This window comes from Burkholderia pulmonis (genome assembly GCF_984667975.1).
Genome location: NZ_OZ480186.1, coordinates 771,711 through 794,479, shown reverse-complemented (window position 1 = coordinate 794,479; position 22,769 = coordinate 771,711). Strand labels below are relative to the sequence as shown.

The window sequence follows — 22,769 nt, the reverse complement described above, 5'->3', positions numbered from 1 at the left end:
TTGAAATAGCGTGGTTTCAGGTCTCGGAAAACTCGGCCCACTGCCACGCATCGGGCGCAGCCAAGAGCGCATCGACCAGCCGGAAATTCATTTCGTGGCTCGGCCGCAGCGCGCTCACGCGCGCCAGCAGCGGCGCCCCGGCCAGCGCGAGATCGCCGACCAGATCGAGCACGCGGTGCCGGACGAACTCCTCCGGCAGCCGCATCCCGCCCAGCACGCGATTGCCGACGATGGACGCCGTGCACGACGGCCGCGCGCCGCGCAGGATCGGCACGCCACGCAGATAGCCGGCGACGATTGCCGGCACGGCCCACTTCACGCGGCCGTACGAGCGCGACGGCGCGATTTCGGTCGCGAATGCGGCGGGCGTCAGCGCGCCGTCCCAGTGCATGTCGCCGAAGCCGCGCAGGTCGTTGCGCACGTTCAGCTCGTAACGCGGCGCCGGCTCGATCCGCATTTCGCGCCGCTGGTCGCCGTCGCCGTCCGTGACGACGACGGGCCGCAGCACGCGGATGAAGCGTTTCGGCGCATCGAGCGCGACGCGTCCGCACGCGCGGATCGCGTCCACCCACGGCGTGGCGCTGCCGTCGAGAATCGGCACCTCTTCCGCATCGAGCTCGACGATCGCGTGATCGATCTCGCACGCGAGCAGCGACGCGAGCAGATGCTCGACCGTGCGAACGCCAACGCCGTCGGCATTGCGCAGCATCGTGCAGAGCGGCTGCGCGCGACGCAGCGCGGGATCGACCGGCAGCGTCGCGAGCGTGCGCCCGTGCTCGATGCGGCGGAATGCGATGCCCGTCACGCCGTCCTCAGGACGCACGGGCAGGATCCGCACGCGCACCCGGCGCCCGGTGTGCAACCCGCGCCCTTCGATCGTCAGTGGGCGGGCCAGCGTGCCCTGCCTCGTCGCCCAGCCGGTCGGCGCGCTCATCGAGCGACCTCCAGCGTCGGCGATGCATGGCCCGCGACAGGTGCCGGCCGAGTATCGAGCATCGCACGCGCTTCGCCGGCGATCGCGTGCTTCGCGGCAAGCGCCGCGACGGCCTCGTGCGCGGCATCGGTTGCCGGCGCCGCATCGGCACCGGCATCGGCCGACGCGCCGATCGAATCGACGATACGCCCGGCCAGCGTCGTCACGGACGCTCCCTCGGCGATCGCCATCACCGACAGCTTGACCTCGAACGCTTCCTCGACCGCGAGGCCGAGCTCCATCCCCATCAGCGAATCCATGCCCATGTCGAGCACCGACTTGTCGAGCGCGATGCGATCGGGCGTCATGTGCAGAATCCGCGCGATCTGCGCCTGCAGCGTGCGCGCAACCAGCGCGACCGCTTCGTCGCGCGGCAACGCGAGCACCTCTTCGCGCAGTTGCGTGCCGCCGTCGCGTGCATCGCCGCCCTTCGCATGCGATTGCAGCAGCGAATACCGACGTGCCTTCGCGGCCGGCATCCCGCGCGCCACCGCATGCCAGTCGAGCCGCACCACGGCTTCGCCGGCCGCACCCGCGACCAGCGTGCGCTCGAGCGCGGCCATCGCTTCGTCGGACGTGATCGACGCTCCGCCGATCCGCGACTGCAACGCTTCGCGCGTGTCGGCGTTGCGTGCGAGGAAGCCGACGTCCTCGAGCGGCCCCCACGCCATGAACGTGCCCGGCAATCCTGCCGCGCGGCGATGTTCGACCAGCGCCTCGAGGAAGCTGTTGGCCGCGACATAGTTCGATTGCCCCGGATTGCCGAGACAGGTCGTCGCCGACGAATAGACGACGAACAGGTCGAGCGGCAGCCCGCGCGTCGCGCGATGCAGGTTCCATGCGCCCGCCACCTTCGGCGCGAGCACCGCCGCCATGCGCGCATCGTCGAGATTGCGCACGAGGCCGTCGTCGATCGACATCGCCGAGTGCAGCACACCCTTCAGCGGAACGTCGCGCCGGACGATCGCGGCGATCATCGCGTCGACCGCCGCGGCATCGGTCACGTCGCACGACACGACGTCGACGGTGACGCCGAGCGTGTCGTGCCAGTGCGCCACTTCCTCGCGCGCCGCGGCGGCAAGTTCGCCGGAGCGGCTCGCCAGCGTCAGCCGGCGTGCGCCGCGTTCGACCATCCAGCGCGCACTCGCGAAGCCCAGGCCGCCCGTGCCGCCGACCACCAGGTACGCGCCATGCGGATCGAGCGCGAGCGAACCCGCGCGCGCGACGCCGCGCGTCGGCGCCGGCGTGCCGGACGGATAGGTCACGAGTACCTTGCCGATCTGGCGCGCCTGCTGCATGTAGCGGAACGCATCCTCAGCGTGCTCGGCGGGAAACGCGCGATACGGCAGCGGATGCAGCGCGCCTGCCGCGAACAGCGCCATCACTTCGCCGAACAGGCGGGCGGTCAGCTCCGGCAATGCCCCCATCAACTGGTCGGCGTCGATGCCGAAATAGCTGATGTTGTTGCGGAATGGCCGCAACCCGATATGGCTGTTTTCGTAGAAATCGCGCTTGCCGAGTTCGAGGAAACGGCCGAACGGACGCAGCGTATCGATGCTGCGGACCATCGCTTCGCCGGCAAGCGAATTCAGCACGATGTCGATGCCCTGCCCGCCCGTCATCGCGCGGATCTCGTCCGCGAACGCCAGGCTGCGCGAATCGAGCACGTGATCGGCGCCGAGCAGGCGCACGAACTCGCGCTTCTCGTCGCTGCCGGCCGTCGCGAACACCTCCGCGCCGAAGTAGCGCGCGAGCTGGATCGCGGCGATGCCGACGCCGCCCGCGCCGCCGTGCACGAGCACGCGCTCGCCGCGGCGCAGACGCGCGAGTTCGACGAGCGCGTAGTACGCGGTGAAGAACGTGGTCGGCACGGTCGCCGCTTCCTCGAACGACAGGCGCTCGGGTTTCGGCGCGATGGCTTGCGCGTGCGTCCTGACACGCGTCGCGAAGGACGCCGGCGCGAAGCCGAGAACGGCATCACCCGGAGCGAATGTCGTCACCGAGCGGCCGACCCGGACGACGCGGCCGGACAGCTCCATGCCGATCGTCGCGCCCGCGAAGCCGGTCTCGACCGCTTCATCGGACAGGAGCCCCATCGCATACATCACGTCGCGGAAATTCAGCCCGGTGGCAACCGGCTCGATTTCCACCTCGTCCTCGTCCAGCGCGCTTTCCGGCAACGCAAACCATTCGAGGTTGCGCAACGAGCCCGGTGCGTCGAACGCGAGCACCGCCGCGCGCGCGATCGCGCCGTCGTTGCGCGCCGCGGCCTGTGCGGCCGTCAGCATGCGCGGCACCAGGCGCCCGTGTGCGGTCAGAATCACTTCTTCCTCGACCGCCGCGCCCGTCAGCTCGCGAATCAGCGCATCGGGAATCCCGTCCGCCGCGCGATCGACGTCGATCAGCCGGCACGCGAGCTCGGGATGCTCGTTCGCCAGCACGCGTCCGAGGCCCCACAGCGTCGCCTGTTCCGGATGCGCATTCGCAGCCCCGGCGAACGGCGCGCCGCCGCGCGTGACGACGGTCAGCCGTGTGGTCGCGTTCGGCTGCGCGCCGAGCGCGCGGACCAGCGCCGCCAGCGCGATCGCGCCGTGACGCTGCGCGGCCATCAGGCCGTCACCCGTCGCCGTTTCGGCGAGCGGCGTGTCCGGTGCGCAGAACACGACATGCGCCGGTTGCCCGGCCGGCAGCGACGCAATCTCGTCGGCCGCGTGCGTGATGTTCACGACATCGGCCGGATAACCCGCGTGCGTCAGCGCATCGGCCAGCCGCCCGCCGAAACCGCCGACTGCATCCGACGCGTGCATCACGAGCCATTGTTCGCTGCGTGCGAGCGAATCGAGATCGCTTGCATCGTTGCCACGTTGCCCGGCAGCGACGCTCGCGGGGTTGCGCGCGATGACGAATGTCGGCGTGCCGTCCAGATCGAGCGACTGCTCGACATGCCGCACGACGTCGACGTAGCCCGCACGCTCGAGTGCCGTTTCGAGATCCGCCGGCGTCAGCAGCGCCGGCATGCCGGCTTCCGGCGACGCGGGCTGCGAACCGAACACGATGTCGGAGAAGCGGCCGCGGCGCGACTCGGCCAGCAGCAGCAATCCGCCCGGCGCCAGCCACGACCGCATCGCGTTCAGCGCATCGGTCGCATCTTGACGGCCGCTCAGCGCACGGTTCGCGACGATCAGGTCGTATGGCCCGGCTTCGTCGGCGGACAGCGACAGCCGCTCGCCTGCCTGCAGTACCACCGTGCGCACCGCCGCGTCCGCATCCGTATCGAAACCGGCCAGCTGGCCGGCCGTCGCGGCGATCGTGTGATCGCAACGCGCGGCGGCGAGATGCATGCCGAGCGTCTGCAGCACGTCGCCGTCCGTCGCGCCCAGTTCGAGTACGCGCAACCGGCGCGCCGGCTGCCACGCGTCGACCGCCTGCTCGACGCCGGCCGCCAGCAGCGCGTGCACGTGCTGCCAGGTCGGCGATGCGGCAAGCAGCTGCTCGACCAGGCTGTGCCCGGTCGGCGACAGCCAGCGTGCGCCGTCCTTCGCGCCGCTCAGCACGCCGGACAACGCCGCGCCGCAATGCGCGAGCAGCGTCAGCTCGGCCACGTGCCCCGGCGATTCGGCCAGCAGCCCGCGCCACAGATCGTCCAGCGGCGGCAGTGCCGCGCATGCCGCGTCGTCGCGTACGAGACGCTCGCCGTCGCGACTGGCAAGGCCGTCCTCGACGAGCATGTCGGCAAGACGCGCGGCCAGCGCCGCCCGCTCCGGTGCCGGCTGCCACGTGCCGGCGAATGCGCCGAGCGCATCGAACGCGCGAAGCACGTACAGGCTCGCCAGCACGTCGAGCAGCGGCAGGATTTCAGTCAGATGCTGTGTCCGGCGACCGTCGAGCTCCGCGGCATCGAGCCGCGCGACGGCTTGCGCGAGCAGCGCGTCGGGCGCCGGCAAAGCGGTCGTGTCGATGTCGTTCGGCAGCGGCATCTCCTCGAGGCGATAGACGAAGCGCGACGGCAGGTTCTGCCTGCGCCCGACGAGATCCACGCGCCGGAACCGGCACCCGCCGAGCCGCGCGACGATCGCGCCCTGCGCGTCGAGGAATTCGAAATGCGCGACGATCGAATGCGGGCTGCGCCGGTCGATCCGCGCGAGCACGCGGGCGACCGTGTCGCCGCGCAGGTAGTCGATCCGGCCGATCTGCACCGGCACGTAAGCCGGATGCTCGCCGTCGCGCGCATGCGCCGCAAGCAGCGCGAACAGCGGATGAAACCCGCTGTCCATCAGCGCCGGATGCAGCAGATAGGCGGACAGCGCCCGTGCATCGCCGCACGCGGCCGGCGCGACGACGTCGGCCAGCGCCGCGTCCTCACCGGTGGCGACCCGCACGCTGCGAACCCAGCGGAACGCCGGACCGTACGCAAGGCCGATAGCCGCCGTATTCGCATACAGCGTGTCGCCGTCAGCGGCCGGCAGCGCGAGCAGGCGCTCGAGCAACTCGGCCGGCACGACGCTCGCGGCGCCGAGTGCATTGCCGCTTTCGAGCATCCGCCCCGTCACGTTCAGCGTCCATGCGCTGTCGGACATCCGGTCGCGGGTCTCGATCGTGAAAGTTGCGGTGCGTTGGTCGATCACGAGCCGGAACAGCTTCGCCTGCTGCGGCTGGAACACGACCGGCGTGCGGATCTCGACGTTTTCGAGCGCCGCATCCGGCGTATCGAAGAAGGTGCGCGCCGCGGCGAGCGCCATTTCCACGTAGCCGGCCCCCGGGAACGCCACGCCGCCGTCGACGACGTGATCGGCCAGCATCGGCAGCTTCGCCGGATCGAGCTGGTTTTCCCAGCCGAATGCATGTTCGTGCAGGCGATAGCCGAGCAGCGGATGCTCGCGGCGTCGATTGACGAGACCGTAGCCTTCGACGGTCGGCATCAGCCAGAAGCGGTCGCGCTGCCACGGATAGGACGGCAATGCCGCACGCGATTGGCCCGGCGCAAAGCGGTCGGGATCGACGCTCGCGCCATGCGCGATCGCCGAGAGAATCGCCTGCTTCAGCGTCGCCGCGCTGCCGTGATCGCGCTTGAGCGTCGGCAGCACCACGCCGGTCGCACCGGCGGCCGCGAACGCCTGTTTCACGTACGTGCGCAGGATCGAATGCGGCGAGACTTCGACGAACAGCCGGACGCCCTGCTCGATCAGGTGTGCGATACCGTCGCCGAAGCGCACGGGCTCTCGGATGTTGCGCCACCAGTAGCGCGCATCGAGCTCGGTGCCGGCAAGCGCGCCGCCGGTCACGGTCGATACGAACGTGCCGTTGCCCGGCTGCGGCCGCAGGCTGGCCAGTTCGGCCAGCACGACCGGCTCGATGCGATCCATGTGGCTGCTGTGGAACGCATAGTCGAGATCCAGCATCTGGAAGAACTTGCCGCTGCCGCGCAGCGCCGCCTCCAGTGCCTGCAAGCCCTGCAGTTCGCCCGCGAGCGTCACCGCGTCGGGGCTGTTGATGCCGGCCACCTCGACACGGCGCGCCAGCCCGTGACGCGCGATCAGTTCGCGTGCCGCTGTGTCGCCGATCCCGACGGCCGCCATCCGGCCGCTGCCCCGCGTCATCGCCTGTGCGCGGCTGCGGATCTTGATCACGTGAACCGCATCCGCGAGCGACAACGCGCCCGTCACCCACGCGGCGGCGATTTCGCCGACGCTGTGGCCGATCGCCGCGTCGTAACGCATGCCGCGCGCGTCGATCACGCGGATCATGCCGACCTGGATCGCGAACAGCAACGGCTGCGCGTTCTCCGTCGCGGCGAGCCATTCGGCGCCCGCGCCGGCCAGCCATTCCGCGCTCGGGCCGCCGCGCATCACGTCGACGAGCGACGGGCTGCCGTCGGCGCACCACAGCGCGTCGACTTCGTCGAGCGCCGCCCGGAAAACGGCGTTCTCCGCATAGAGTTCGTTGCCCATCCCGACCCACTGGCAACCGTTGCCCGAGAACACGAGCGCGGTGCGCAGCGTGTCCGCCGGTGCCTGGCCGGTCGCCACGCAGGCCGGCTGCCCTTCCGGTGCCGGTTGCGCCAGTGCCGCAAGAGCCTCGCGGCCTTCGGCCGCATCGGCCGGGGCAACGATCGCGCGATGTTCGAGCCACTGGCGGCGACGGGCGGCCGCGGCGGCAAGCGCCTGCCAGTCGCCGCCGTTGTCGAGCATCGCCAGATAACGGACCGCGAGCGCGCCGAGCGCACTTGCGCTGCGCGCGGTCAGCACGAGCGGAGACGGTGCACCAGCCGGTTCCGGCGTTGCCGCCGCCTCATTGGCAGCCGGCGCCTCGGTCAGCACGACGTGCGCGTTCGTTCCGCCGAAGCCGAACGAATTGACGCCGATCGTCAGCGGCGTGTCACCTGCATCGAGCGGCATGTAGCGATCGACGACGCGCAGACGCCCGCCGTCGAAATCGATTCCGGGATTGGGCGTGACGAAGTGCAGCGAGCGCGGCACCGCGCGATGCTTCAGGCACAGCACGGCCTTCAGCAGGCCGGCCATGCCGGAGGCCGTCTCGAGGTGGCCGATGTTGGTCTTCACCGAACCGATGAGCAGCGGACGATCCGCCGGGCGCTCGCCCGACACGACGTCGATCAGCGCGCGCGCCTCGATCGGATCGCCGACTGCCGTGCCGGTGCCGTGCGCCTCGAGGTACGCGAGCGACTGCGGATCGATGCCCGCGCGCGCATACACGCTGCGCAGCAGCGACGCTTGCGCGGCTGCGCCCGGCACGCTGATGCCGCCCGGCGAGTGGCCCACGGAGTTCACGCCGGAGCCGGCGATCACCGCATGGATCGTGTCGCCGTCGGCCAGCGCGCGATCGAGCGGCTTCAACAGCACGAACGCGCCGCCTTCCGAGCGGACATAGCCGTCGCCGGTCGCATCGAACGCGCGGCAACGGCCGCGCGGCGACAGCATCGACGCCTTGGAGAAACTGACGAAGCCGAACGGATGCAGCAGCAGGTTGACGCCGCCCGCGAGCGCCACGTCGGCTTCGCCGGACTGCAGCGCCTTGACGGCCTGATGGAGTGCGACGAGCGACGACGAGCAGGCGGTGTCGACCGACATGCTCGGGCCGCGCAGGTCGAACAGGTAGGACACGCGGTTCGACGCGATGCTCAGCGTGTTGCCGGTTGCCGAATACGGATCGATCGCATTCAGATCGTCCATGCTGCGGTTGCCGTAGTCCGTGCCCGCGACGCCGACATAGACGCCGCAGTTGCTGCCGCGCATGTCGGCCGGGCGCACGCCCGCATCTTCGAACGCCTCCCACGCGAGTTCGAGCAGCAGGCGCTGCTGCGGATCCATCTGGGTCGCTTCGCGCGGGGAAATACCGAAGAACGCAGCGTCGAAGCCGGCAACGTTGTCGAGCACGCCGGCCGAGAACGTATAGCTCTTGCCGGGTTCGCGTTTGGACGGGTGCCGATAGAAATCAGTACCGAAGCGGTCGGCGGGGATTTCGGTGACTGCGTCGCGTTCGTCGCGCAGCAGTTGCCAGAAGTCGCCGAGATTATTCGCGCTTCCGGGAAACCGACAAGCCATCCCAATTATTGCAATCTTACTGTTCATCTTTTATGTCGCTTTCTCGGATGCGCACGGCTCTTCCGCACGATTTCCGTCATCTTGTACCACACGCAGCAGTGCCGCCCCCAACTCCTCGGCCGCCAAATTCCGGCATTTCGCGTCAACTGCGCCGTAATTTCGCCAAATGAAGTAGTCGCTGCGTTGCGGAGTAACGCCCAGCTTATGAAAGACACGAGGCAGAGCGGGAACGTGATCGCCGTAAAAACAAACGATCGTTTCACGATTGCTGGTACGCAGGTAATCGATCAGGCGCCCGATCATTGCGTCCGCATTTTCGACGTGCCGCAGATATGCCGTCAGATCGCGCCAGGATGCATCCTCGCCGAGAGTATGCCGCGAAGACGATTCTCCAGGCAAAACCTGCTCCAGGTGCAGCGGGCCGTGGTTTTCCATTGTCATCGCGAAAATAAAGCGCGGGTGACCGACGTCTGCCGCCTCGAGTTCCGCGATGATCGACTCCGACACGGCCGCGTCCGCCACGTACGGGCCGGCACGGGACGCGGACGCAAAGTGGCGGATATCGAGAAAGCGCCTAAAGCCGAGCAACGGAAATACCCGGTCGCGCCCGAAGAAATCAGCGTAATAGGGATGAATCGCGACTGTGTCGTAGTCGCAACGGTCGAACCACGATGCAAGCGACGCGATTTTATTTCTTACAAATGCGTAAGGATAAAAACGCGCATATCCAAGCGACAACGATTCCGTGCCGGTCAGCACCGCAAATTCCGTTCGCATGGTGTTCGCCCCCCAGGCGGGCACCGTCATCTCGCCGTACCAGACGGCCTCGCGACGCGCGTCGTCGAAGCGCCTGAAGAGCCCCGGTTCGACCGCCTTTCCGAGCCGGCGCGCGTCGAAGAACGATTCGCTCTGGATCACGATCACGTCGGGGCGTCGCGTCGGCTTGCCCGTTGCGAACGGCCCCGCCGCCACGATCTCGCGGAACCGCCGGAACGTCGCGGGACGCAAGCCGTTGAGCAGATAGGCCACGAATACGGCAAAAAAACCGTGGCGACGCTGGTCGGCCTCGGGATCGAGTGCCAGCGGCACCCGGGCGGCCACGAGCACGGCCAGCATGAACGACAGCCCGGCCGTCAGCCAGACCAGCGCGCGCGGGCCCGCAAGCACGGGGCGCTCGGCGACGAAGCCCGCGATCACGAGCACGATGCCGGCACCGATCGCGACGACCTTGCCGACGCTCAGGAACGGCAGGTAAAGACGGGGATGCGAGAACAACTGACTGAACAGGCTCAGATCGGTAAATACGAACGGCTCACGCAGCGACTCATACTTCGCATTGCTGACTGCGGCGACAAGACCGACGAGGGCGAGCGATGCACAGGCCGAAAACAGCGGCCGCGACGTGACGGCGAACACCAGGTCGAAGACAAAGAGTACGGCCAGAATATGAAGCACTGACGACAACACCGGCCGCCGCAGCGGCGCGCGCGGGACAGCGATCGCGTCGACCGCAAACGACAGCGCGACGGCAGCCGTCAGCGTCACGGCGAGACGCGCGCTCAATTGGCCCGGTCCTTCGACGGCAGATAGGACAGGCGGTCGAGGATCGCGTCGGCGAGTGCGACGGGCAGCAACGGCAGGAGGCGCATGCCGAACGCGAGCAACCCGGGAAATGCGATCTCGCTTCGACCCGCATCGAGCCGTCGGCGGATGTAGGCGGCCGAACGCTCGGCACTCCAGAGGAACGGCTTGTCGCCGGGGAATACGTCGCTCATCGCCGTCTTCACGAAGCCGGGCAGGATGACCGTGACACGCACGCCGTCGCGCGCCAGCAGCGGGCGCACGGAATCGCCATAGGCCTTGATCGCGGCCTTGCTCGCGCAATAGGCGGGCGAGATCGCCATGCCGCGCAGCGCGGCGATCGAACTGACCATCGCGATGCGGCCGCGCCTGCGCTCGCGCATCCGGTCGATGACCGGCAGGACCGTATGCAATGCGCCGTACAGATTCGTGTCGATGACGCGAGCCGTGCGCTCCAGACCCTCCCAGTCACTCGCATCGGCGATCGTGCTGGCCACGCCAGCGTTCGCGATCAGGAGGTCGATCGGGTGACGGGTATCGAAATCGGTCAACCAGGCGGCAATCGACGCCGCATCGCGCACGTCGACCACGCCCGTATGGACCGTGGCGCCACGTGCACGGCACGCCGCCGCCGTGACATCGACCTCGGTGGTGTTGCGCCCGACGATGCCGAGCGTCGTGCCCGGCTGCGCATAGGCAAGCGCGAGCGCGCGGCCGAGACCGGCACTTGCACCGGTGATGACGACGCTGCGCGGCAGTTGATCAGGCATCCGCGCGATCCAGGCGCTCGACCGCTCCCGCGACCGCCATCTCGATGCCGGTCCGGGTGTAGAAATCACCGTTGATTTGCGTGTGATGCATCACGTAGTCCAGAAAGGCGTGATAAAGGTGCATGTCAGGCAGATCGCCGTCGCGCCAGAAATCGTCCAGTTTTCCCTGCCAAGTCAAGCCGGGCATATTATAAATGGCGGTCCCGAGCACCACTAGCGGGCGCTCGTGGTGCAAAGCCGACAGGCCCACCGTGCTGTTCACCACGACCACGCCGCGTGCATGCTCGAGCAGCGTGGGCAGGTGGCCCGAGTTGATGAAGCGGACCCGATCGCCAATACCGGTGTCGCGCGCGATCGACAACGCGAAACGATGGTATTCGATCATGCCGGTGTCGAGCGGGTGGTTCTTGATCAGCAGCGTCGCGTCGCGTGGCGCGTGCCGGGCAAACGAGCGCACAACATGATCGATCGCGTCGCGTACCCCGTCGAACGGCGAATGCACGACGATCTGCGCATCCGAGTTGAGTTGCAGCGGGAACAGGTAATACGGTCGGCCGGCGCCAAGCAGTTCGCGCGTGACAGCGTCGGCCTGACGATGATGGCGCCCCTGCAGCAGCGCGCGAAACGCCAGCCCTGCGTATTCGACGACCCCGTTGCGCGGCCGGTGGCTACGATAGCGGGGAAAACGCCACGCGAGCAGCGCGTTGACCACGCGATATGTGATGTCGTGAAAGACGCGTTCGTAGAGGTTGTAGCCGGTCGGCTGCCCGGGTTGCGCGGCCGGGATGTGATCCCGCTGGCGCAGATACTCGGCAGGATTCGTCGGCATCCGCGAGCGGCCATTGACGCCGTGGCGCTCGAGTGTGATCCAGTGAGGGCGAACATAGCCCTCCTCGAACACATGTACACGCAGCCCCTGCGACTCCGAGATCGGATGGACGTACCGGTGAACTTCCCTGCAGTCGCCAAACATGATGACATCCGTGACATGCTCGCGACGCACGAGATCGGCGTACCAGGCAGTCAGATCCGACGGCTTGCCGCAGTAGTTCACGCTGGGACCGTGTCCGTCGTAGAACCAATCTCCGCCGTAGAAGTTGATTCTGTGAACGACGTGACCACGCGCGCGAAGCGCGTCTGAAAGTCGGGCAAAGAAAGACGACGCCGTGCCTTGCAGCACAAGAAATGAGCGAGGCATGGTATGGGTAACGCGGACTTATTCGAAAAATTGGCCTGCTCTTGTTGATACTGGTCGCGTGCACACTACGGTGCCGGACCGTGCCGCCGCCGCCCTACGACGGCCGACAAATATACCACTCCGAATGTGACAAACCCAACGACAGCGTGCGGAAATTGCTCCCGCGGATGGGGGGTGCGAAAGGCCATGCCCTGCAAATCGCTTTCGTGCCCCGGTCTGGCAGAACGCCAGTGGGCAAACCACGGTCATATGCAACACAGCAACCGCCAACGGCCCCGTGGCAGCAGCCGGCCGCCGAAATTCCCTAGCGACCGCGCAGGAATCGAAAGGACGACATGAAAACAGGGAACAAACGATATCGATGTACTGCTATCGCGTCAAGTAGAAACTTAATAGGCTTCACGCTATCGACGCCGATTATTATGCGAACGATACTGGGTCGGGCATTTCGACTTCATCGGGTGGCAGCAACACGCATTTTCCGGAATGAAGAAAAGAAGCGCGAATTCGATACCGGGAAATACCACCGGACTACCGCAATCGCGTGGCTCCTGGGAATCGGTCTTGCGGGCTGCGGTTGCCTGGCCCCCGCATACGCGGACGATCTCACCCCTCACGCTGAAAATGGCGCGAATACCGCCCGTTTCGATTCGGTGCGGTTATTCCAGCTGCCGGCCTCCGGCAGTGTCCCCCGCACGATCGCCGACAAATTGTCGGACAGCGACAGCGTGTTCGATTTCATGTCGCCGGCGCAAATCGCCGATGTCAAAGCCGGCACCGCCAGCATCGACGTGTCGAAGGCCATCCAGGCCTGCATCGACTACCAGGCGAGCAAGCGACGCGGAGGCACCTGCGACCTACCGTCCGGCGTGTACCTGGTCAATTCGACCCTGCGCGAAACGCGCTCCCACATCCGGTTACGCGGAGCCGGCAAATCCGCGACCGTCATCGCTACTCGTTCAGACATCGTCGACATCATCGTCGGCACAAACCCGGTCACCGCCCTGGTCGGCAACGACATCATCGACATCGGCTTTTTCCACACCAACGCCGTCGTCAAGACCAAACCGCACGTCGTCCTGCTGTCGCCTATCCAGTCCACGGTTCGCGCGTCGTTTACAAACGGCGCATACGGCCTATTCCTGTATGGCGGACAGGGCGTAAAACTGGATCAGATCGTTGCTCCCGGAAATTACGACCCGGAAGCCGGGCCGACGCACAATTCCCACACTGCCATTTCATTGCTGCCCCTGAGTGCCGCTTCAGGCTACAAGGCATCGACCGGCGCCGTCGAATTGCCGACCGAAGTCGAAATATCGAGCCCCTACATCAATGGGCCGTTATTGAAAGGCTGGCAGTACGGCATTGCCATTTTTGCGGGAGAACACGTCACGCTCGACGGCACCTACTATATCGGCCAATCGACGGTCGACAACGTGCACATCGAACAGGGCGCCGACAACAAGCTGATACTGGAGCCCACTCTGGCGCCGGGCGGATACATCGACGGCGCCGGTCGTGCCGGGGTATGGGTCGGCGGACCGTCGGGCAACGGCTCCCAGTACATCGGCCAGCTCTCGATTTATTCGACGATCAAGGGCCAGTCGGGCTCAGGCCTCGATGGCATCGTGATAGACGGCACCAACCGGGGAGGCACGTATTCCCAAGCCGTGATCAATGCCACCTTGTCCCCGGCGCAAGTGAGTGGATGGCGTCGACACGGAATCAATCTGGCTGGTGGCCAGAACATCAACATCCCGTCGCCCAACATATTCGGAAACAGTTTCCTGAAAGTCGGTGAAGGCAACGGTATCGACATCGGCCAGCATGCCGCAGGCGTTCGCATATCCGGCGGACGCGTCGGCGGCGATACGTATGGCAGGGGCACGGGAAACCAGGCTCAAGGCATCGCGATTGCTCCGTCGTCGAGAAACGTGACGGTCACCGCCGTGGACCTGAACGGCAACCAGTCTCCCACCAACGGTGTCGCGAATGCGGGCGTGAGCGACAACCAGATTACCGACTGTCCGGGCTTCAATGGAAACCGGGCCACTGTTTCACCGCAGTTTCCGGCATCCGGCAAGGCATTCAAGAACCCGTTAGGATCACGCGCGCTCGTGTCGATCCGCGGCGGGAAGATCTCGTCGATCGACCTGAACGGCCACCCGCTTTTCAACTCGGCGCCTGACGCGCTTTTTCCGGTCGCACCGGGCGACACCTTGCGCATTACCTATTCCTCTCGCCCGAACTGGACCTGGTGGCCGCAATAAGCAGCCGGCCCCGAAACGGCGGGATGCCGGCCGGTCGATGCCGTTTGCCGGCATCGACCAGGAACCGACACCCGATCGGCGCTACATCACACGCAAGGCAATCAGACCGCCCTGAAATCGATGTATCCGGATTTTCTCCACGTCGAGAAATTGTCCAGCAACGCGTAGAACTCGATGTTGGTCGGCATCAGCCGGCGCAGATGAAGAAGAATATCGAAGCTCAGCGTATCGCGCGTGACCACCACGTCGGATTTGTTCTTTTCGAGCCTCTCGCCGTCGTCCGAATTGGCAATGAAATCATTGACACGATCCGACCTGACCGCAAACACGCCGAATCTGAGCATGTTGTCCACGATCGCCCGCGCATCGTCCGGAGAATTACCGGGCTCCCCGAGATAATCAAAATATATATTTGAAACGTTGCGGCGGAAAAATTCCGACCCGCAGTAATTCACGAACCAGTCACTAGGACCATCGCCCGAGCTCTGCCACTCCTCGACAAAAGGTCGCCATTGCGCACCCCATGCCTCGTCGTTGCTGCGAACCATCGTAAAGGCGAAATTGAAATACGATATCGCGATGTCGATCGGATCTCGAATGGACGTAAAAATTACCCCGATATCGCTCAGATTGATGGAGCGATCGTAGAACTCCAGCGTCCGGTGCCCCGAGAAAATGATCTGGCGCGACTGCGGCTCTTCCCGATACATGGCCACAAGCGTCGAAATGTCGAAGCAGGCATTGCGCAGCAGAGTCGCATCAGCCTCGAGGAGATTGTTGACTGTCGTCCCGGCGGTCTTCGGGATATGGATGAAGATATCCATCCCCCGGCTTTCGACTGTTTTCGCATAAATGATCTCGCCCATGACCTTGTTCTCCTCCGAGAAAATGAGGTCATGAAACAGCTCGAGGTCAGCCGTTCGATTCAGTTCGGCCGCCGAGCCGATCCCCCACACACTCTCGGGCGGACGATCAAAAATGATGCGGTATAGATTCCTGCGATCCAGCCCGTCCAGAAACCTGCAGAGCTCGACATTGTTCCTGGTGTGCGCGATCCACGCCTCCTTCCCCACGGCTTCGCTGACGAACGAATTCGAGAGCAGTCGATATAACGTGAGACGATCCGCTCGATTCCTGGATTCACGCCTGTTGATCTTCATGTTGTCCTTGTATTGGTCTTCACCACCCCGGAAGACTCAGGCATGAAGTCTGTCGCGCACATGCCCTCCCCCTTCCCGCTGCATCTCCAGCCCATCCTCCGGCCGTCCCGAACGACGTCCGCTCAAAAAGCGAGCGCCGTCAGAGTACCGTCAGATGTGGTTGTAAAAATCATAAGCATCGTCGACGTCATCAAAATGATGCAGCCTGCCACCTTCGAGCACGCAGGCACGATCGCAATACTCCTTCACCGTGATCGCATCGTGCGAAACGAGGATCATTGCGCGATCCTTGCGCCTCTCGAACAATTCATACTTGCACTTCTCGTGGAATCTTCGATCGCCGACGGCGATCACTTCATCGATGAGAAAGCAGTCGAATTCGACCGCCATCGAAATGGCGAATGCGAGGCGCGCACGCATGCCGCTCGAATACTTTTTCACCGGCTCTGCCAGATACTCCCCCAGCTCGGAGAACTCCTCGACGAACGGCAACGCCTTCTCGAACGATGCCCGATATATCCGGCATACGAACCGCAGGTTGTCGAGCCCGGTCAGGCTCCCCTGGAATCCGCCGGAAAACGCCAGCGGCCAGGAAACGCTCATGCTCCGGGAAATCCGTCCGGACGACGGCAGTTCGGAGCCGCTGATCAGGCGAATGATGGTCGACTTGCCCGCGCCGTTCCTGCCCAATATGCCAATCCGCTCGCCGGGATTGATGGTCAGGTTTACGCCGTCGAGAACCAGCCGCTGCCCGTTGCGGGTCGAATAGTATTTCCTGACGTCATCGAGCTCTATCATTCGGGCTCCACTCGGCGAGAAGCCGCAGAAACGACAAACAAACCCAGGCAGGTCAGGACCAGGTTGCACAGAACGACATACGAGACGTCGTAATAGGTCCGGACTTCATTCCCGTAGTATCCGTAGCGAAACAGCTCGACACAGTTGGCAACCGGGAATTTCAGCACGATGTTTCGAGCCGACACCGGCAGCCACGCAGCCATCACGAGCGCACCGGAAACCGGCAGCTGAAAATAGGCAATCGGGTGCCACAGTCGCTCGACAACCTCGCTGAACTCCACCAGCGCGCCGACCAGCAGGCCCATCGCGCCCGCGTACCAGCACAGCAATACCCATCCGATGATCATGCTCATCACGTCGTACGGAAACGGGATGAGCCCGATTGCCATGAAAAAGGCGAACAGGATCAACATCGATAACGTGGTACCCAGCAGCTCGAGAAGAATGCGCGCCAGAAAGAAGTCGATGACCCGTACGTTGCGGTGATACAGAAGCGCCGCGTTCGGCTCGACCGCCATCACGCATCGGCCGATCGTGTTTCGCCATACCAGGATGGTCGAGTATCCGGTCAACGAATAGGCGATCGCACTGATGTGATGGCTCGTTCCCTCGTTATGCGCGACATTCCAGAGGATCACCACGCCGATCGAGAACAGCATTGGCTCGGCGAACAGCCATGCAAAACCGATGTTGTGCCGTCCGTAGCGGGTAATGATTTCCCGCATCAGGAGCGCGTACAGGACGCGCCCCTGAATTTTCAATGAGTCGGTCAGCTCTCGAAAATGGATGTTCAATTTAAGCCACCTCAGTCGCGATGCTCTTTGATGCTGGCAATGAGTAGCTTCAGCGTGCACCAGACGACAAACCCGATCGCGAGAATCGCCAGCACGGTCCTGAGGCGACGCGGCAACAGCGGCTTGTCCGGTTCGTTCGGTTGCGAAATGCGTTCGAGATACAAGTGCTGACGCTGCGCATCGCTGCGGGCCGTCTCGAGCGACATCACCGCGGCCGCCAGTTGCTTGTCGGCAAACTGCTTGTCGAGTTCCAGTCGCTCATAAGCCGGGCTCTTGAACGCCAACGACGACTGTCCGTTGGTCACGTTCTTCGATGCTGCGTCCACCTGGTCCTGCAGCGACTTGATCTTCACCTCGAGCGCTCCGATCTGCGGGTTGCTCGGCGACACCGCTCGCAACTGCGCCAGTTGGATCTTGCTCGCCACCAGTTCGCCTTGCAGCTTGGTTACGCTCTGCAGGATCAACGAAGACTGGAGATTCGGATCGAAAACAGCTTGCTTTTCACGATACTGGGAGAGCGCGGTCGCTGCCTGCTTGAGGTTCGTTTCCGCCAGCACCACCTCGCGCTGGGCGTACGTGACGAGATCCTGCTGCGCCCGGTCGTTCATCTGATTGATGCGCTTCTCGCCGAGCTCGAGCAGACGCTCGTTCAGATCCCTTGCCTCCGGCGCCGAGAACGCATGGATCTCCAGCGTGGAAATCCCTGTATCGGTATCGAACTGGACGTTCGCGTGATCCTGGAAATACTTGAACAGGTCTTCGAACGTGCGTCGCTGCGGCAGCAGGCCGAACCGGCTGAAGAGGTCGGCCTTCCCGCCGCTGTAGGCGGTTTCGTAACGCGCCCCCGCGTTCAGCGAAGCCAGTGCATCGCGTGACGTCAGATAGTTGTTGACGGCATAAGTGTCGTCGGACGCGCGAGAAATGCCGGTGTTCTGCAGCAACTGGCCGACGAAGCCGCCGGACTGGTTGGTTTTGCTCGGTGTACGAATGATGAAGGACGATTGCGAGACGTAAATGTCCGATGCCATCAAGCCGAAGTACAGGGCCGACACGACAAACGGCACGATCACGCACAGCACGAAAAGCCGGTCCATTCTCCCGAGCAGGGTGCTCGCGGAACCGTGATCCGGATTCGACGCGCCCTGGCCGACAGAAGTCCTCGCCGCGACATGCCGCGCGCCGCCGTCGCCCGTCGCCTTCGTCGCACCGGACGACCGCTCGGTGAATCGGCTCCGCGGAAACTCCAGCATCGGCGCGTAGAATTTCGCGTACTCCGTGACCCAACGCTGATAGTCGATCTTGCGCCCGTAGATATCGAACTTCTTACCATCCGTGAGCCATGCGAGATTCAGGATCGCACCGATTCTCGGATGGATCGGCGTCTCCGGTTGCAGGAGCTCGGCAAGCGACATCAGCCGCTGCGATTCCGCGCGATCGGCAGCATTCAATTCGAGGAAGCCGTCGATTTTTTGAATCAGCAAGCCCAGCGACGCATTCGACGGAAGCGTATGCGAATTGAACAGTTTCTTGTTGGAGAAATTGCCTACCAGGTAATCACGGAAGTTCCACCCGCATTCGCTCTGCAGTACGCTCCATTGCTCCTTGTCCGCTTCAAATGCCGCCTCCACCTCGGACTCGTTCAATCCGTCACCGCCGATGTATTCGAAGACTTCCTCCTCGGTAACATCGTCGGATTGCACTAGCGCCTTGAGCTTCGAATCGCCACGCGTGCCGGCGATCGACGAGCCGGATTGCTGCAGCCCGCTGTCGAAGCAGTCATAGGGCCACAGGCCGGAACACAGGAGCATCGGCACCTTGACGACCGAGGTGCCCACCTGCTGTTCGAGGAAATTCGCGATCTCGGCGCAGACGACCCGGCGATTCGGGTTGATCTGCAGGACGACCCGGGCGCCGCCACCGACCAGCGCCTTGACCGAATCGAGGCAGCCGTCGTCGTTCGTATCGACGAAATGGACATCCGGCATTTCTGCCTTGCTCTTCTCGAAAACCTGCTGAAAATGGCGATACATGCCAAGTGCCTGCACCTCCCCGACGAAGAGGACACGATCCTGTCGTGAGGAAGTGTCAGCGCGTTTTTCAGAATTACTAATATTCACGGTATTTACCTGGCAGTTATCCAAACCGGTTCACTGCAAATTTATATCAACTGTTCCACCAACCCCGCCACGTCGAGGGGGTTGACTGCAAAATCACAATGGCCATATGGCAGACGTCGATTCACATCACGTGCGGACCGGAAGCTTTCGCCGAAGACGTGGTACAGGTTGAACCCGCGCAGACGTCCGATGGTGCCGAGAATCGGCATCATGTAGTCTTCGTCGCAGATGCTGACGACGTGTGAATTTTCCTGCGAGAAGCAGGACGCGTACATCCCCGCCCCTTCCGCGCCGATCAGTACCTTCGACTGATTGAACAGGTCGATTTCTTCTTCGATCGTCAGCTGTTCCGGCTTGACCTCTTCGAAACGATACCGGTCGACCAGAATTTTCCGGACGGAATCGTAATTGACCATGTTCCGCCAGGTCCGGCGGCTTTCGCGGCTGATCAGGAGATTCTTGATCGGGCGGCGCTTCGTCTTCACGACACGCCCCAGCAACTCTTCGTAGATACGAATCGTGAACGACGACATCGCCAATGGCCACGCGCGCGGCACGATCAGCTCGTCGGCCTTGACGATCACGCCCGGCGGCATCTTCACGATCTGGTCATCGACAATCCCTGCGAGCCGCAACATCGCGAGTTGCTTCGCACGCAGGTTGTGCGGGACGATGATCTTCGCGTGCGGAATGCCGAGCTCCCGCAGAATCAGGATCCGGGGAAAGCACTGGAGGATGAAATGGGAGAAGAACGTATGCACGTCGGGCGTAAATGCCAGCGGCATGGCCGGTCCCGTGACGTTCAGGATGCGCGCCTGTCGCAGCTTTGCGGTGACCACCCCTTCCACGTTGACGCCGCTTCTGTAGAGCTCGGTCATCTCCGTGCGGGCAATTTCGTTGCCGGCGTCCATTGCAATTTCGCCGCTTTCGGCAAAATGCAGGTAGGTCGAATCGACGGTGCCGCGCTGGGCCGCAATCGAGCCGTTCTTGATCGTCACGACATCGTTGAAGAACTGGATCTCCGATGACATCTTCAACGTGTTTTCCGTCGAGATCGGCGAGAAGCTGATCACCTTCTTGGGCTCGACAGGCTTGAAGAATTCGGTTTCCGCGAAACTGAGATTGCGGAAATCGGCGTTGCCGCTGGCGGCCGCCGTCGTGAAACTGCAGTCGAGAATATCGAAGCAGTCGATCTCGATGTCGGGCAGGCCGCTCAAGCCGTCCACCAGGACGATAGCCTTCTCCTCGCGCGCGGCCAACGAATTCAGCGTGTATTCGCGGCTCTGCACGACGGCGTCCGGGTATTTCTCTTCCAGCTTCCGCTTGACGTTCTGCAGAACGGATTTCTTGCCGCAAAACACGTAGGTCGTGTTTTCGTCGACCCAGCCCGCGAGCGCCGCATACCGTTCGGCGATCTTCACGTGATCGACGTCGGCCGGCAACGACAGCGCCACCGCGCCGACCTTTCGACGAATGGATTCGGCGAACTGGCCCAGATCGGGGAAATTGCGGCAATGAATGTTGTGGAAGGTGTACTCGATGTGCGGGAGATTGCCGGCCCACTCCGGAAGCACTTGCTGGGCCGGATCGCCGAACAGCAGCCCGGCCGTCGTGCTGGCGTTGGCAACCGCAACGCGAAAGTGGCTCTTGGGTGCGTCGCAGACGAACAGTTCGGGACCGTAGCCGGACGTGAAGTGCCGGGTCTGGAATTCGAGTTGCAGAACGATCTTGTTGAGTACGGCAGCAAAAAATGCATCAAGATCGGTTTCATGCTGTTCGAACGTAGCCAGCATCGACGTGAAGTAATAGTCGTCAGCCTCGCCGCCGAACACATAATTCCTGACGAACTCGGAATTCTTGCTCAAAAACTGATCGAACGTGCAATTCAGCCCACTCACTTGATAAGCATATTCCAGCGCGGATCTTTTTCGTGACTCGTCATCCTTGTCGACTGCCCGGAAATTACTTACCAGATAAGAACTATCCATTCGATCACTCCCCAATTTCCATTAGACAGGTCATCCTTGTTTCCCTGCCCCAACATTCCTGTTCGTGCCCGCGACGCCGCCGGCCCGATCTCGATTCTTGCGTGCCCGGGAACTACGTGAGCGTCTCGACCAGTTCGCCCAGCCGGTGCGCGCTCTGTTCCCATGTCAGCGTCACCATGCCTCCGCTTCTGACGGCGCGATCACGCTCGAGATCCCGTAGCCAGCGCTCGAGGCTCGACGCGACCTCAGCCGGAGCCTGCCCGCTGAAGTAAGTGGCGTGCTCGTGCGCGACCTCCCTGAACACAGGCAAATCTCGTAAAAACAACGGAATGTCGCGCATTGCGGCCTCGATGATCGGCAAGCCGAATCCCTCTGCCTCCGACGCCATGATCAGCCCGTCCGCACGTTCGTACAGCGCCATCAGGTCGGTGTCGCTCGCATCCGCGAGCCAAACCAGATTATCGGTGACACCCTGCAGATACTTGAGCCGTTCAACCAGCCCATCGACGCGCCACCCTGCCTTCCCGACGATCACCAGCGTGACGTTTATACCATTGCGCCAGGCGGACTCGAACGCGGTCAGCATCTCGGCGTGGCCCTTGCGCGGCTCGACCGTGCCGACCATCAGCACGAGCCGCGACGCACGCGCCGCGGCAACCGCACCGTCGGATGTCGGCGAGCCGATCGCGGCCGGCTCGCTCGCGTCGAAATCCGCGCCGAGATGGAACCAGTCGACGTGAATTTCGTTGTGCTCGAGACCGAATTTGTCCTGCAGCCAGGTATCGACCTCTCCGGCAACCGACTTCGAAATGCAGAACAGCGCATCGGCATGCATCACTAGGACCTCCAGCCATCGACGATAGGATTTCGCCGCGACGGGCGTAAACCACTCGGGATGCGCGGCAGGCAGCAGATCGTACACAACGAAAGCGCAACTCGCCCCGAGGTCGCGCCAGCGACGCAACTCCTTTTGCCGCATGACCAAGGGCCGGCTCGCGAGGTCGAGCCCCAGAAACACGTCACCACGCCGCACTTCGAGCAGGCGCTCTTCACCCAGCCCGCTCTGCCCGGTCAGGCGTGCTTGGTATTGCGTGGCATATCGGTAGGGTTTCTTGCGTGTGGCCCGCACGAGATGGACCGTCATGCCGGCCGGCGGATCGGCCAGCAGGCGCTGCGCGATGGACCGGACTACGCGCTGAATGCCGGTTCCGGCATCGTTGAGCGCGATGATCGAGACGTCGATGAAAAGTTTGCGCTGCGCAGGCTGCTGCGCCGAAGCTTGAGGACGGGCGTTCGACTCGGCGATGGCGCGACGCATCGTCACGGCGCCGCCGGGGACCCACCAGAGATCCAGCAATCGCAGAAGAGACCGGTGCACCGACTCATACACGCAAAGACGTATCTTCCGCAATGCGCTCGCCAGCCCCTCGTTGCCCAATACGTCCATGTTCCGTCAATCAAACAAGCATTCAATGGATCAGCAAGCCGGATAAGATGAACGCGCGCCCCGGGGCGCGCGTTCATCTGGCAACGGGCTCGAAATCGCCCATTGCGGCCT

General features: G+C 63.8%; 12 protein-coding genes. 1 reads left to right on the top strand and 11 read right to left on the bottom strand.

The genetic code is table 11. The annotated features are described in order from the left end of the window. Nucleotides 1–16: 16 nt before the first annotated feature. Genes AC5LXK_RS03670 through AC5LXK_RS03650 form a run of 5 tightly spaced genes read right to left on the bottom strand, consistent with a single transcriptional unit; the run spans nucleotide 17 to nucleotide 12,084 of the window. Nucleotides 17–934, bottom strand: a complete 918-nt coding sequence (locus tag AC5LXK_RS03670) for a UDP-3-O-acyl N-acetylglycosamine deacetylase (protein WP_493390359.1) — start codon at nucleotides 932–934, stop codon at nucleotides 17–19. Beyond that, nucleotides 931–8,562: a type I polyketide synthase gene (locus AC5LXK_RS03665; protein ID WP_493390358.1), complete on the bottom strand. Its 7,632-nt coding sequence runs from the start codon at nucleotides 8,560–8,562 to the stop codon at nucleotides 931–933. Before AC5LXK_RS03665 ends, AC5LXK_RS03670 begins: the two co-directional genes overlap by 4 nt. Nucleotides 8,563–8,565: 3 nt before the next feature. Next, nucleotides 8,566–10,098, bottom strand: coding sequence for an LTA synthase family protein (locus AC5LXK_RS03660; protein WP_493390357.1), 1,533 nt, complete (start codon nucleotides 10,096–10,098; stop codon nucleotides 8,566–8,568). Next, on the bottom strand, nucleotides 10,095–10,886 hold the full coding sequence (locus AC5LXK_RS03655) for an SDR family NAD(P)-dependent oxidoreductase (RefSeq protein WP_493390356.1): 792 nt from the start codon (nucleotides 10,884–10,886) through the stop codon (nucleotides 10,095–10,097). The genes AC5LXK_RS03660 and AC5LXK_RS03655 overlap by 4 nt, the downstream gene beginning before the upstream one ends. Then, nucleotides 10,879–12,084, bottom strand: a complete 1,206-nt coding sequence (locus AC5LXK_RS03650; protein WP_493390355.1) for a capsule polysaccharide biogenesis protein — start codon at nucleotides 12,082–12,084, stop codon at nucleotides 10,879–10,881. The genes AC5LXK_RS03655 and AC5LXK_RS03650 overlap by 8 nt, the downstream gene beginning before the upstream one ends. A 461-nt stretch (nucleotides 12,085–12,545) precedes the next feature. Here AC5LXK_RS03650 and AC5LXK_RS03645 point away from each other — a divergent pair, with 461 nt between their 5' ends. After that, nucleotides 12,546–14,354: a pectate lyase family protein gene (locus tag AC5LXK_RS03645; RefSeq protein ID WP_493390354.1), complete on the top strand. Its 1,809-nt coding sequence runs from the start codon at nucleotides 12,546–12,548 to the stop codon at nucleotides 14,352–14,354. A 101-nt stretch (nucleotides 14,355–14,455) separates the two neighbouring features. Here AC5LXK_RS03645 and AC5LXK_RS03640 read toward each other — a convergent pair whose 3' ends face one another. The 6 genes from AC5LXK_RS03640 to AC5LXK_RS03615 all read right to left on the bottom strand — a co-directional run bounded on the left by AC5LXK_RS03640 (nucleotide 14,456) and on the right by AC5LXK_RS03615 (nucleotide 22,658). After that, on the bottom strand, nucleotides 14,456–15,514 hold the full coding sequence (locus AC5LXK_RS03640) for a hypothetical protein (protein WP_493390353.1): 1,059 nt from the start codon (nucleotides 15,512–15,514) through the stop codon (nucleotides 14,456–14,458). Between the two features lie 150 nt (nucleotides 15,515–15,664). Further along, a complete protein-coding gene (locus AC5LXK_RS03635; RefSeq protein WP_493390352.1) occupies nucleotides 15,665–16,312 on the bottom strand; it encodes an ABC transporter ATP-binding protein in 648 nt (215 codons plus the stop codon). Further along, nucleotides 16,309–17,106 carry an ABC transporter permease gene (locus AC5LXK_RS03630; RefSeq protein ID WP_493390351.1) on the bottom strand — a complete coding sequence of 266 codons (798 nt, stop codon included), beginning with the start codon at nucleotides 17,104–17,106 and terminating at the stop codon, nucleotides 16,309–16,311. Before AC5LXK_RS03630 ends, AC5LXK_RS03635 begins: the two co-directional genes overlap by 4 nt. 11 nt (nucleotides 17,107–17,117) lie before the next feature. Beyond that, nucleotides 17,118–19,136 carry a KpsE/RkpR family capsule polysaccharide export protein gene (locus AC5LXK_RS03625; protein ID WP_493390350.1) on the bottom strand — a complete coding sequence of 673 codons (2,019 nt, stop codon included), beginning with the start codon at nucleotides 19,134–19,136 and terminating at the stop codon, nucleotides 17,118–17,120. Between the two features lie 128 nt (nucleotides 19,137–19,264). Next, on the bottom strand, nucleotides 19,265–21,211 hold the full coding sequence (locus AC5LXK_RS03620; protein WP_493390349.1) for a glycosyltransferase family 61 protein: 1,947 nt from the start codon (nucleotides 21,209–21,211) through the stop codon (nucleotides 19,265–19,267). 112 nt (nucleotides 21,212–21,323) lie between these two features. After that, complete coding sequence (locus tag AC5LXK_RS03615; RefSeq protein ID WP_493390348.1) at nucleotides 21,324–22,658, bottom strand: glycosyltransferase family 4 protein; 1,335 nt, start codon at nucleotides 22,656–22,658, stop codon at nucleotides 21,324–21,326. Nucleotides 22,659–22,769 lie beyond the last annotated feature (111 nt).